Source organism: Actinomadura sp. NPDC048955, assembly GCF_040649435.1.
GTDB classification, from domain to species: domain Bacteria; phylum Actinomycetota; class Actinomycetes; order Streptosporangiales; family Streptosporangiaceae; genus Spirillospora; species Spirillospora luteofluorescens.
In genome coordinates, this window is sequence record NZ_JBEZJI010000108.1 from 1 (window position 1) to 12473 (window position 12473).

At 72.3% G+C, this 12473-nt stretch carries 12 protein-coding genes; 9 read left to right on the forward strand and 3 right to left on the reverse strand.

All coding sequences use genetic code 11. The annotated features are described in order from the left end of the window. Window positions 1-73: 73 nt before the first annotated feature. From AB0C84_RS44120 to AB0C84_RS44130, 3 genes are read right to left on the reverse strand one after another with little or no spacing between them, the layout of a single operon-like run. The gene (locus AB0C84_RS44120) at window positions 74-925 is read right to left on the reverse strand and encodes an ABC transporter permease (RefSeq protein ID WP_361078402.1); all 852 of its coding nucleotides are present in this window, start codon (window positions 923-925) and stop codon (window positions 74-76) included. Then, window positions 922-1890: an ATP-binding cassette domain-containing protein gene (locus tag AB0C84_RS44125; protein ID WP_361078405.1), complete on the reverse strand. Its 969-nt coding sequence runs from the start codon at window positions 1888-1890 to the stop codon at window positions 922-924. Before AB0C84_RS44125 ends, AB0C84_RS44120 begins: the two co-directional genes overlap by 4 nt. Next, entirely contained in the window at window positions 1887-2384 is a 498-nt protein-coding gene (locus AB0C84_RS44130; protein WP_361078408.1) for a MarR family winged helix-turn-helix transcriptional regulator, read from the reverse strand. Before AB0C84_RS44130 ends, AB0C84_RS44125 begins: the two co-directional genes overlap by 4 nt. A 164-nt stretch (window positions 2385-2548) precedes the next feature. Here AB0C84_RS44130 and argC point away from each other — a divergent pair, with 164 nt between their 5' ends. The 9 genes from argC to tyrS all read left to right on the forward strand — a co-directional run bounded on the left by argC (window position 2549) and on the right by tyrS (window position 12021). Further along, window positions 2549-3577: an N-acetyl-gamma-glutamyl-phosphate reductase gene (gene argC / locus AB0C84_RS44135; protein ID WP_361078411.1), complete on the forward strand. Its 1029-nt coding sequence runs from the start codon at window positions 2549-2551 to the stop codon at window positions 3575-3577. Beyond that, window positions 3574-4731: a bifunctional glutamate N-acetyltransferase/amino-acid acetyltransferase ArgJ gene (gene argJ / locus AB0C84_RS44140; RefSeq protein WP_361078414.1), complete on the forward strand. Its 1158-nt coding sequence runs from the start codon at window positions 3574-3576 to the stop codon at window positions 4729-4731. Before argC ends, argJ begins: the two co-directional genes overlap by 4 nt. A gap of 23 nt (window positions 4732-4754) precedes the next feature. Next, window positions 4755-5666: an acetylglutamate kinase gene (gene argB / locus AB0C84_RS44145; RefSeq protein WP_361078432.1), complete on the forward strand. Its 912-nt coding sequence runs from the start codon at window positions 4755-4757 to the stop codon at window positions 5664-5666. Further along, on the forward strand, window positions 5663-6856 hold the full coding sequence (locus tag AB0C84_RS44150) for an acetylornithine transaminase (RefSeq protein WP_361078417.1): 1194 nt from the start codon (window positions 5663-5665) through the stop codon (window positions 6854-6856). Before argB ends, AB0C84_RS44150 begins: the two co-directional genes overlap by 4 nt. Window positions 6857-6858: 2 nt before the next feature. After that, window positions 6859-7776 (forward strand): ornithine carbamoyltransferase, encoded by a 918-nt coding sequence (argF, locus tag AB0C84_RS44155; protein WP_361078420.1) that lies wholly within the window; start codon window positions 6859-6861, stop codon window positions 7774-7776. Between the two features lie 8 nt (window positions 7777-7784). Further along, on the forward strand, window positions 7785-8321 hold the full coding sequence (locus AB0C84_RS44160; protein ID WP_361078434.1) for an arginine repressor: 537 nt from the start codon (window positions 7785-7787) through the stop codon (window positions 8319-8321). Between the two features lie 150 nt (window positions 8322-8471). Further along, the gene (gene argH / locus AB0C84_RS44165) at window positions 8472-9890 is read left to right on the forward strand and encodes an argininosuccinate lyase (protein ID WP_361078423.1); all 1419 of its coding nucleotides are present in this window, start codon (window positions 8472-8474) and stop codon (window positions 9888-9890) included. Between the two features lie 87 nt (window positions 9891-9977). Then, on the forward strand, window positions 9978-10613 hold the full coding sequence (locus AB0C84_RS44170) for a DNA-3-methyladenine glycosylase (protein ID WP_361078426.1): 636 nt from the start codon (window positions 9978-9980) through the stop codon (window positions 10611-10613). Window positions 10614-10743: 130 nt separating this feature from the next. Next, window positions 10744-12021, forward strand: coding sequence for a tyrosine--tRNA ligase (gene tyrS, locus AB0C84_RS44175; protein WP_361078429.1), 1278 nt, complete (start codon window positions 10744-10746; stop codon window positions 12019-12021). Window positions 12022-12473: the final 452 nt, after the last annotated feature.

Here is a 12473-nt window from a genome sequence, read left to right on the forward strand (position 1 = left end):
TCCCTATCGCCCGTTTTCGGTTGGGCGGCGCCCCCCGCGCGGACCGTTCCGCGCGGGGGCCGCCTCGCCGCCGTCAGGTCAGCACGCGCTTGGTGAAGGTGCGGGTCGCCGCCCAGGTCAGCAGGACCGTGCCGCCGACGATGGCGAGCATGAACGCCCACACCGGCATGTGCGGGATCTCGGGGGTGAGCGCGCTGCGCAGCCCCTCGCTCACGTACACCAGCGGGTTGAACAGGCTGGCGATCTGCAGCCAGCGGATGTTGTCCAGCGCCGACCAGGGGTAGTAGACGCAGCCGAGCATCGTCATGGGCAGCAGGACCATGGCGAACAGCATCTGGACCTTCTGCGGGTTCATCAGCGTGCCGAGCAGCAGCCCGCCGGACGCCGACATCAGCGCCCCGACCACCATCACCGCGATCAGCACCGGCCAGTTGTCCACGTGCACTTCGGGCGACTGGCCGTCGGCGTGGATGAACAGCACGGCGGGGAACACCAGCAGCCCGCCGATCAGGCCCTGCACCGCCGCCGCGATGATCTTCTGGACGGCCAGCAGCGGCACCGGGACCGGCGCCAGCGCCCGGTCGGTGATCGACTTCTGCCAGCTCAGCTCCATCATCAGCGGGAAGATCACCGCCATCATCGCCTGCATGATGATCGAGGAACCGACGAGCCCGGGCAGCAGGATGGTGGAGAACGTCGGCCCGCCAGGCCCGCCCGCCATGGCGCCGCCGCCGAGCTTCGGCAGCACGTAGGCGAACACGAACACGAACATGACCGGCTGCACCAGCACCCGGGTGAACGTCGCCAGGAAGTTCTTGCGCATGACCCGCGCCTCGCGCGCCATCATCGCGGCGAAGGTGCGGGGGACGGTGGCCCGCGCCGGGGGAGGCGGCGCCAGGACGGTGGGAGCGGCGGTCGCGGTCATTCGCGATAATCCCTTCCGGTGAGGGTGAGGAAGACGGTCTCCAGGCTCGGGCGCAGCTGGGTGGCGTCGGTGACGCCGACGCCGGCGGCCGAGCCGATCGTGACGAGCTCGCCGAGGATGCCGTCGGGCTCGGCGGCGAACACGCGCACCTGGCCGTCGTTGATCTCGACCTTGCTGATGCCCTCCCGGTCGCCGAGGGCCTTGATCCCGTCCGGGGCGGGGGAGTCGTAGGCCACGGTGATGACGGTGTCGGCGCCGGCGCTGGACTTGAGCTGGTCCACCGTGCCGCTGGCGAGGATCTTGCCGTGGTCGACGACCGCGACCCGGTCGCAGAGCGCCTCGGCCTCCTCCATGTAGTGGGTGGTGAGCAGGATCGTCTGCCCGCCCGCCTGGAGCCCCCGCAGCACCTCCCAGAGGTTGGTGCGGGTCTGCGGGTCGAGCCCGGCGGTCGGCTCGTCCAGGAACAGCACCTCGGGGCCGTGCATGAGGGCACGGCAGATCATCACGCGCTTGGCCTGCCCGCCGGAGATCTCGAACGGGTTGCCGCCGCGCTGCTCGGTGAGCCCGAACAGCTCCAGCAGATCGGCGGCGCGCTTGCGGGCGTCCCGCGCGCCGAGCCCGAAGTACCGGCCGCGGAACTCCAGGTTCTCGGCGACGGTGAGGTCGCTGTCGAGGGTGTTGTTCTGCGAGACGACGCCGATGCGGCGCTTGATCTCGACGGCGTCCCGGACGACGTCCAGGCCGGACACGCTGGCGGTGCCGCCGGTCGGGACGACAAGCGTGGTGAGCATGCCGATGGTGGTCGACTTGCCGGCGCCGTTCGGGCCGAGCAGGCCGAAGAACTCGCCGCGCGGGACGTCCAGGTCGATGCCCTGGACGGCGGGCACCGCGGGACGCGGACCGGACGCGGGATAGGTCTTCTCCAGACCGACCGTGCGAACGGCGGTTTCGGGGGGATGAGTCACGCGCCGTCTCCCTTCGCTTCCCCGTCGGGGGAGTAGTTCTCGAACTTGCGGATCAACTTGAGCAGGAACCGGCGCACGGCGGCCTCGTCGTCCTCGTCGACGACGTCGTAGAGGCGGGTGAGGTCGCGGCCGATGGGACCGGACTTCTCGGCCAGGAACCGCCGCCCGGAGTCGGTGATGAGCAGCATCACGCCGCGCCGGTCCCGGTAGGAGCGCTCGCGCCGCACGTGCCCGTTGCGTTCCAGGGTGTCGACGACCGAGGTGACCGTGGCGGGGGTCACCATCAGGCGCTTGGCGACCTCGCCGGGGCGCAGGCCGTCCTCGGCGACGAGCAGGCGGAGCAGGAAGAAGCCCGCCGGGCTGATGCCGTGCCGCTCGATGATGCGCCAGACGATCGGGCCCGAGAGCCGGGACGCGACACCGAAGAGCTGGCCGATCCGCCACTCCTCGATGGGCCCGAAGATCTTCAGGTCGCCGAGACCGTGGTTCTCCATGCGAGGGATGTTAGGGCACTGATGTTTAGGTGGCAAATCATTAGACACCTAAGTACTTTGGGCTGTGGCGCTTGTCTCAGCGGTGTGAAAGACGTAACCCGTCGTTGAATAGGAATCCAGCCTCATGCATACTCTTGCTTGACAGAGCGAAGGGCAGAGTGGACATGGGAATCCGGACGGCGGTCGCCGGCGCCAGCGGTTACGCGGGCGGCGAGGTGCTGCGCATCCTGGCGGGACATCCAGAGTTCGAGATCGGCGCGCTGACGGCGGGCTCCAACGCGGGCGCCGAGCTCGGCGCGCACCAGCCCCACCTGCGATCCCTGGCCGGACGCGTCCTGGAGGAGACCACCCCCGGCACGCTTTCCGGCCACGACGTGGTGTTCCTGGCCCTGCCGCACGGCCGGTCCGGGCCGCTCGCCGAGCAGCTGGGCGAGGACGTCCTGGTCATCGACTGCGGCGCCGACCACCGGCTGGCCGACCCCGGCGACTGGGAGAGGTTCTACGGCACCCCGCACGCGGGCACGTGGCCCTACGGGCTGCCCGAACTGCCCGGCCACCGGGAGGCGCTGCGCTCCGCGAGCCGCGTCGCGGTCCCCGGCTGCTACCCCACGGCCGTCTCGCTCGCGATGTTCCCCGCGCTCGCCGCGGGCCTCGCCGAGCCCGACGTCGTCGTGGTCGCGGCGTCGGGGACCTCCGGCGCCGGGCGGGCCCTCAAACCGCACCTGCTGGGCAGCGAGGTGATGGGCTCGGTGTCCGCCTACGCCGTCGGCGGCACGCATAGGCATACGCCCGAGATGATCCAGAACCTCAGCGCGGCGGCGGGGGAGCCGGTCACGGTCTCCTTCACCCCGACGCTCGCGCCGATGAGCCGCGGCATCCTCGCCACCTGCACGGCCAAGGCGCGCCCCGGTGTCACCGCGGCCTCGCTGCGCGCCGTCTACGAGGAGGCGTATGAGGGCGAGCCGTTCCTCGGGCTGCTGCCGGAGGGGCAGTGGCCCGCCACGTCCATGACCCTCGGCGCGAACACGGTCCTCGTCCAGACCGCGCTCGACGAGGCGGCGGGCCGCCTCGTCGTGGTCGCCGCCGTCGACAACCTCACCAAGGGCACCGCGGGCGGCGCGGTGCAGAGCGCCAACCTCGCCCTCGGCCTCCCGGAAGAACTCGGCCTGACCACGATCGGAGTGTCCCCTTGAGCGTCACCGCCCCCCGGGGTTTCCGCGCCGCCGGCGTCGTCGCCGGGCTGAAGGACAGCGGCAACCGCGACCTGGCCCTCGTCGTCAACGACGGGCCGTCCCGCGCGGCCGCCGGCGTCTTCACCCGCAACCGCGTGCGGGCCGCTCCGGTCCTGTGGTCCGAGCAGGTCCTCAAGGGCGCCCGCGTCCGCGCCGTCGTGCTGAACGCGGGCGGCGCCAACGCCTGCACCGGCGCCCCCGGCTTCCAGGACACCCACGCCACCGCCGAGAAGGCCGCCGAGCTGCTGGAGGACTCGGCGGGCGAGATCGCCGTCTGCTCCACCGGGCTGATCGGCGAGCGGCTGCCGATGGACCTGCTGCTGACCGGCGTCGACAAGGCCGCCGCCGAGCTGTCGCGCGGGGACGGCGGGCTCGCCGCCGCCGACGCGATCCGCACCACCGACACCGTCGCCAAGATCTCCTTCCGGCAGGGCGCCGGCGGCTACATGATCGGCGCGATGGCGAAGGGCGCGGGCATGCTCGCCCCGTCCCTGGCCACCATGCTCTGCGTCGTCACCACCGACGCCGACCTTTCCGCGGACGCCCTCGACCGAGCCCTGCGCGCGGCCACCGGCGTCACCCTCGACCGGCTCGACGCCGACGGGTGCATGTCCACCAACGACACCGTGCTGCTGCTCGCCTCGGGCGCCGCCGAGGTCGTCCCGGACGAGGAGGAGTTCACCGCGCTGCTCACCGAGGTGTGCGCCGACCTCACCCGGCAGCTCCTCGTCGACGCCGAGGGCGCGTCCAAGGCCATCGCGATCGAGGTGGTCGGCGCCGCCTCCGAGGACGACGCGGTCACGGTCGGCCGCTCCGTCGCCCGCAACAACCTGCTCAAGTGCGCCATCCACGGCGAGGACCCCAACTGGGGCCGGGTGCTGTCGGCCGTCGGCACCACCGACGCGGTGTTCGAGCCCGACCACCTCAACGTCGCCATCAACGGCGTGTGGGTGTGCCGGAACGGGTCGTTCGGCGACGACCGCGACAAGGTCGACCTGCGCCTCCGCGACGTGACGATCACCGTCGACCTGTCCGCCGGCCCGCACAGCGCCACCGTCTGGACCACCGACCTCACGGCCGACTACGTCCACGAGAACTCGGCGTACGCCACATGACCGCCGTCACCCCGGGCGCGCAGATGCGCAAGAACCGGATGGGCGTCATGGGCAAGGCCGAGACCCTGATCAAGGCGCTGCCGTGGCTGGAGCGCTTCCACGGCAAGACCGTCGTGATCAAGTACGGCGGGCACGCGATGACCGACGAGCGGCTGCGGCACTCCTTCGCCGAGGACGTGGTGTTCCTGCGCTACGCCGGGCTGCGGCCGGTGGTCGTGCACGGCGGCGGCCCGCAGATCAACGCCGCGCTGGCCCGCAACGGCATCGACTCGACGTTCACCGCCGGGCTGCGGGTCACCACCCCGGAGGCCATGGAGGTCGTCCGGATGGTGCTGACCGGGCAGGTCCAGCGCGACGTCGTCGGCCTGATCAACCGGCACGGCCCGTTCGCACTCGGCATGTCCGGCGAGGACGCGAACCTGTTCACCGCCGAGCGCAAGCACGCGGTCGTGGACGGCGCGCCGGTCGACATCGGCCAGGTCGGCGAGATCGTCGAGGTGCAGGTCGGGGCCGTGCGGGCGCTGCTGGACGACGGCCGCATCCCGGTGATCTCCAGTGTCGCGCGCGGCGACGACGGCGAGGTCTTCAACGTCAACGCCGACACCGCGGCCGCCGCGCTGGCCGTCGCGCTGGACGCGGCGAAGCTCGTCGTCCTCACCGACGTCGAGGGCCTGTACGCGGACTGGCCGGACAGCGACGACGTCATCGACCGGCTCACCGCCGACGAGCTGGCCGTCCTGCTGCCGGACCTGTCGGCCGGGATGGTGCCCAAGATGGAGGCCTGCCTGGCCGCCGTGCGCGGCGGCGTCCCGCAGGCGCACGTCCTGGACGGCCGGGTCCTGCACTCGCTGCTGCTGGAGATCTTCACGGACGAGGGGATCGGAACGATGGTGCTGCCCAGCCTCCCGGGCGACGCCGGGGCGGAGGAGAAATGAGCGATCTCAGGGAGCGGTTCGAGGCGGCGTTCATGCCGAACTACGGCGTCCCGCCCGTGGCGCTCGCGCGCGGCGAGGGCTGCCGGGTGTGGGACACCGCCGGCCGCGAGTACCTCGACCTCATCGCGGGGATCGCGGTCAGCTCGCTCGGGCACGCCCACCCCGCGCTCGTCGAGGCGGTGTCGTCCCAGGCGGCGACCATCGCGCACACCTCCAACCTGTTCCTGAACGAGCCGGAGGTGCTGCTCGCCGAGCGGCTGCGGGAACTGCTGGGCGGCGACGGGAGGGTCTTCCTCGCCAACAGCGGCACCGAGGCGAACGAGTGCGCGCTCAAGCTCGCCCTCAAGTACGGGAAGAGCAACGGGCGGCCGTACTTCGTCGCGGCCGAGAACGGCTTCCACGGCCGGACGCTCGGCGCGCTGAGCCTCACGGGCAAGGCCGCGATCCGGGAGCCGTTCGGGCCGTTCGCGATCGACGTCCGGTTCGTCCCGTACGGGGACGCGGCCGCGCTCGACGCCGCGGTGGACGAGGACTGCGCGGCGGTGTTCCTGGAGCCCACGCAGGGCGAGGCCGGGGTCGTCCCGCCGCCGGACGGGTACTTCGCCGCCGTCCGCCGGATCTGCGACGCGGCGGGCGCGCTGTTCGTCGCCGACGAGATCCAGTCCGCGATCGGCCGCACTGGCACCTGGTTCGCGTTCGAGCACGAGAACGCCAAACCCGACGTCCTCACCCTCGCCAAGGGCCTCGGCGGCGGCCTGCCGATCGGGGCGTGCGTCGCCTTCGGGCCGCACGGCGACCTGTTCGCCAAGGGCGACCACGGCAGCACGTTCGGCGGCAACCCAATCGCCGCGGCCGCCGCCCTCGCCGTCCTCACCACCATCGATAAGGACGGACTGCTCGCCAACGCCGCCGCCGTGGGGGAGACCCTGGCCGCCGGGCTCGACGCCGTCGACCATCCGCTGTTCGCGGGCGTGCGGGGCCGCGGGCTGTGGCGGGCGGCCGTGCTGACCGGGCCGCACGCGGCCGCCCTGGAGGCCGCCGCACGCGACGCCGGGTTCCTCGTCAACGCGGTCCAGCCGGACGCGGTGCGCATCGCTCCGCCGCTGATCCTCACCGCCGAGCAGGCGGGCTCGTTCGCCGAGGCGTTCCCCGGTATCCTCGACGCCGCCTCCCCCGAGCAGGAGAACTGAACGTGACCAGGCACTTTCTGCGGGACGACGATCTCAGCCCCGGCGAGCAGGCCGAGGTCCTCGACCTCGCCGCGCAGGTGAAGAAGGACCGCTTCGGCCACCGGCCGCTGGAGGGCCCCCGCTCGGTGGCCGTGCTGTTCGACAAGCCGTCCACCCGGACCCGGCTGTCGTTCGCCGCCGGCATCGCCGAGCTCGGCGGCAACCCCCTGGTGATGGACGCGGGCACGAGCCAGCTCGGCCGCGGCGAGACCATCGCCGACACCGCCCGCGTCCTCGAACGCCAGGTCAGCGCCATCGTGTGGCGGACGGGCGGGCAGGAGCGCATCGAGGAGATGGCCGCCGGCACCGCGGTCCCGGTCGTGAACGCGCTCACCGACGAGTTCCATCCCTGCCAGATCCTCGCCGACCTGCAGACCGTCCGGGAGGAGAAGAGCGGCCTCGCCGGCGTCACCCTCGCCTACTTCGGCGACGGCGCCAACAACATGGCGCACTCCTACCTGCTGGGCTGCGCCACCGCGGGGATGCACGTCCGCGTCGGCGCGCCCGCCTCCCAGCCGCCCGCCCCCGCGATCGTCGAGCGCGCGAAGAAGATCGCGGCCGCGACCGGCGGGTCCGTGACGGTCACCGCCGACGCCGCCGAGGCCGCCGCCGGAGCCGACGTCCTCGCCACCGACACGTGGGTGTCGATGGGCCAGGACGGCAAGGACACCTCGCTGTACGAGCCGTACTCGGTGGACGAGGACCTGCTCGCCCTCGCCGATCCCGAGGCGATCGTCCTGCACTGCCTGCCCGCCTACCGCGGCAAGGAGATCGCCGCCTCCGTCCTCGACGGCCCGCGCAGCCGCGTGTGGGACGAGGCCGAGAACCGGCTGCACGCGCAGAAGGCGCTGCTCGTGTGGCTCCTGGAGCGCGCCCGGTGACCACCCCCATGACCAAGGCCGCGCGGCACGCCCGGGTGATCGACCTGCTGACCCGGCACCCCGTGCACTCGCAGGGCGAGCTCGCCAAGCTCCTCGGCGACGAGGGCGTCGAGGTCACCCAGGCCACGCTCTCCCGCGACCTGGTCGAGATCGGCGCGGTGAAGCTGCGCGCCGACGACGACAGCCTGATCTACGCCGTCCCCGGCGAGGGCGGCGAGCGGATCCGCCGCGCCCGCACCGGCGCCGCCGAGACCTTCACCGGGCGGCTCTCCCGGCTCGCCGCCGAACTGCTCGTCTCGGCCGAGGCGTCCGCGAACCTGGTCATGGTGCGGACCCCGCCGGGCGCCGCCCAGTACCTGGCCTCGGCGATCGACCACGCCGAATGGCCGTCCATCCTCGGCACCGTCGCGGGCGACGACTCGATCCTGGTCATCGCCCGCGACCCGCTCGGCGGGGAGGACGTCGCCCAGGCGCTGCTGCGGCTGACCGGCACGCGCGAGCGACGAACCCAGGGGCCGCCGGACGGCCCCGACCCCGCCTCCTGACCCGCGGGGCGCGGCGGATACGCCGTACGCTGTTGCGGACGCCGGCGCCGCGGCGCCCGTGCGGGTGCGTCCGTGCCGTACTCGGCAGGGGGCGGCGTGGTGAGATGGCAGTTGACCGAACGACCAGTGGTGGGAAGAAGAGGATTCTCCGTGACCAAGGCACCGACGCGGCTGTGGGGCGGCCGGTTCGAAGGCGGCCCGTCGGACGCGCTCGCGAGGCTCTCGGTGAGCGTCCAGTTCGACTGGCGGCTCGCCCCCTACGACCTGATGGGATCGCGCGCGCACGCCCGCGTCCTCAACCGGGCGGGCCTGCTCACCGATGACGAGCTCGAGCGCATGATCGGTGCTCTCGACGACCTGGAGGAGGCGTGCCGCGGCGGCGAGTTCCGCCCCACGGTCGCCGACGAGGACGTCCACACCGCCCTGGAGCGGGGCCTGCTGGAGCGCCTCGGCGCCCTCGGCGGCAAGCTGCGCGCCGGCCGTAGCCGCAACGACCAGGTCGCCACCGACCTGCGCCTGTACCTGCGCGACCACGTCCGCCAGATCGTGTCGCGGCTGGTCGAGCTGGAGACCGCGCTGATCGCGCAGGCCGAGCACAACCTCGGCGTCGCCGCGCCCGGCATGACCCACCTGCAGCACGCCCAGCCCGTGCTGTTCTCCCACCAGCTCCTCGCGCACGTCCAGCCGCTCACCCGCGACATCGACCGGCTGCGCGACTGGGACCGGCGCGCCGCCGTCTCCCCGCTCGGCTCCGGCGCCCTCGCCGGCTCGTCCCTGCCGCTGGACCCGCAGGCCACGGCAGCCGAGCTCGGCTTCGACGCCGCCGCGCCCAACTCCATGGACGCCGTCGCCGACCGCGACTTCGTCGCCGAGTTCCTCTTCGCCGCCGCGCTGATCGGCGTGCACCTGTCGCGCCTCGGCGAGGAGGTCTGCCTCTGGGCCTCGCAGGAGTTCCGCTGGATCGAGATGGACGACACCTACGCCACCGGGTCGTCGATCATGCCGCAGAAGAAGAACCCCGACGTCGCCGAGCTGGCGCGCGGCAAGGCCGGCCGCCTCATCGGGCACCTCGTCGGCCTGCTCACCACCCTCAAGGGCCTCCCGCTCACCTACAACCGCGACCTCCAGGAGGACAAGGAGGGCGCGTTCGACGCCGTCGAGACGCTGCTGCTCGTGCTGCCCGCCATGTCCGGGCTCATCGCGACCATGCGGGTCAACACCGAGCGGCTGGAGGCCCTCGCCCCGGACGGCTTCGCGCTCGCCACCGACCTCGCCGAACTGCTCGTCCGCCGCGGCGTGGCGTTCCGCGACGCCCACGAGGTCGTCGGGCACCTCGTCGTCTGGTGCCAGGTCAACGACAAGGACTTCGACGACCTCACCGACGACGAGCTCGGCAAGGTGTCGCCGCACCTGACGCCCGACGTCCGCGAGGTGCTGAACGTGCAGGGCGCCCTCGCGTCCCGCAAGGCCTACGGGGGGACGGCTCCCGACCGCGTCCGCGAGCAGATGGGCGCGCTGCGCGCCCTGGTCAACGGCCACGCCGCCTGGGCCGCCGGCTCGGACGCCTGACCGGCGCGACGGGGGCGGCCGCCGCGGTGCGGACCGCCCCCTAGGCTGGTCGACCGGCGAAGCTGTCCCCTAGACCACGGTGAGGCGATGGACGGAGCGTTGCTGCCCCGCGATTTCTTCGACGGCCCGGTGGAGGAGGTCGCCCCCGCGCTGCTCGGGCACGTGATCAGCCACCGCACCCCGGAGGGGGAGGTCGCGGCCCGGCTCACCGAGGTGGAGGCCTACGCGGGGCCCCTGGACCCGGCCTCGCACGCCTACCGGGGACGGACCCCGCGCAACGAGGTCATGTTCGGACCGCCCGGGCACGTCTACGTCTACTTCACCTACGGCATGCACTTCTGCTTGAACCTCGTGTGCGGGCCGGACGGGACGTCCATGGCGGTGCTGCTCCGCGCCGGCGAGATCATCGAGGGGGAGGACGTCGCCAGGGCGCGCCGCCCCCGCTCGACCGTCCGCGACCTGGCCCGCGGCCCGGCCCGGCTCTGCCAGGCCCTCGGCGTCGCACGCGAGCAGAACGGCCTGGACGTGTGCGCGCCGGGCGGGCCGATGACGGTCCGCAGGGGCGAGCCCGCCGACCCCGCTCTGATCCGCAACGGCCCCCGGACCGGCGTCAACGGCGCGAAGGAGGTCCCGTGGCGGTTCTGGATCGAGGGCGACCGGACCGTCTCCCCCTACCGCCCGCACGTCCCGAGGCAGCGCAAGAAGATCACCGCCGAGGGCTGATCCGACGCGACCGCGAGGTCGGCCGGCGGCCGCCCCGCCGCGGCGGACGTTGAATATCGTTGGCGTGACACCCGCCCACCGGTGCAGCCTGGTGGGTACACGGAAGAGCAAGCCGGAGACGAGGGAGACCGTGACCGACATCCTGGACGATCTCGCGTGGCGCGGCCTGATCGCGCAGTCCACCGACCTGGACGAACTGCGGGCCCTGCTCGCCGCGGGACCGGTCACCCTCTATTGCGGATTCGACCCGACGGCGCCCTCGCTGCACCTCGGCAACCTCATCCAGATCCTGACGCTGCGCCGCTTCCAGAAGGCCGGGCACCGGCCGATCGGCCTGGTCGGCGGCGCCACGGGGCTGATCGGCGACCCGAGCGGCAAGAGCGCCGAACGCGTGCTGAACTCCGAGGAGACCGTCGCCGGATGGGTCGAGCGGGTCCGCGGCCAGGTGTCGGCGTTCCTCGACTTCGACGAGGGCCCGACCGCCGCGACGATGGTCAGCAACCTCGACTGGACCGGCCCCATGTCGGCCATCGAGTTCCTGCGCGACATCGGCAAGCATTTCCCGGTCAACCGGATGCTCGCCCGCGAGACGGTCAGGGCCCGGCTCGACTCCACCGGGATGAGCTACACCGAGTTCAGCTACGTCCTGCTCCAGTCCATGGACTTCCTCGAGCTGTACCGGCGCCACGGGTGCCGGCTGCAGACCGGCGGAAGCGACCAGTGGGGCAACCTCACCGCGGGCGTCGACCTGATCCGCCGGGTGGAGGGGGGAAGCGCGCACGCGCTGACCACGCCGCTGCTGACCAAGGCGGACGGGTCCAAGTTCGGCAAGACCGCGGGCGGCGAGACCTACTGGCTCGACCCCGAGCTGACGTCGCCGTACGCCTTCTACCAGTTCTGGATCAACGCCGACGACCGGGACGTGGAGAAGTTCCTGAAGTTCTTCAGCTTCCGACCACGTGAGGAGATCGAGGACCTGGCCAAGCAGGGCGCGGACCGTCCGGCCGCGCGGGCCCCGCAGCGGGCGCTCGCCGAGGAGATGACCACGCTCGTGCACGGCGCCGACGAGACCGCCCGGGTCATCGCGGCGTCCCGCGCCCTGTTCGGGCAGGGGTCACTGGAGGAGCTGGACGAGCGGACGCTGCACGCCGCCCTCTCCGAAGTGCCCCGCACGGAGGTGCCCGCGGGAGAGCTGCCGTCGGTGGTGGACCTTCTGACGGCGTCCGGCCTGTGCAAGAGCAAGTCGGAGGCTCGCCGTGCCATCGCCCAGGGCGGCGCCTACCTCAACAACGCCAAGGTCGAGTCGGAGGATGCCGTGCCGGCCGCGGCCGACCTGCTCCAGGGGCGCTTCCTCGTCCTGCGGCGCGGCAAGCGCAACGTGGGCGGCGTCGAGGTGACCGCCTCCTGAAACGCCTTCCGACAGCCCGCCCGGACCCTCTCCGGGCGGGCTGTCGTCATGAGGAGGGCAAACTTCGGTAGATACACGTCACAGTGCGGTTACGACGGCCTCCGACGGGGCATGGTTCGAAGACTGAAAACAGTAGATGACCTGCGGATTCAAGCCCCTCCAGGGCTGATTTGACGGTCCTGGCGGCGGGACCTAATGTTCTACACGCCCCACGGGGGAGCGGGACGCCGACAGGCGGCCGGCCCCGAGGGGAAACCTCAACAGACCCGGACGGGTGCGCTACGCTGCGCCCAAAAGGGACTAACGAGGCCGAACCGCCCGAAGTTGGTTAAACCAGGACGGATCGGGTACGATTGAAGGGTTGCCCCGGAGCCGGGGGCCGCGAGAGCGGGGTCCGGCGCGGTGGGTGTCCGTTTCTTGAGAACTCAACAGCGTGTTAAAAGCCAGTGCCT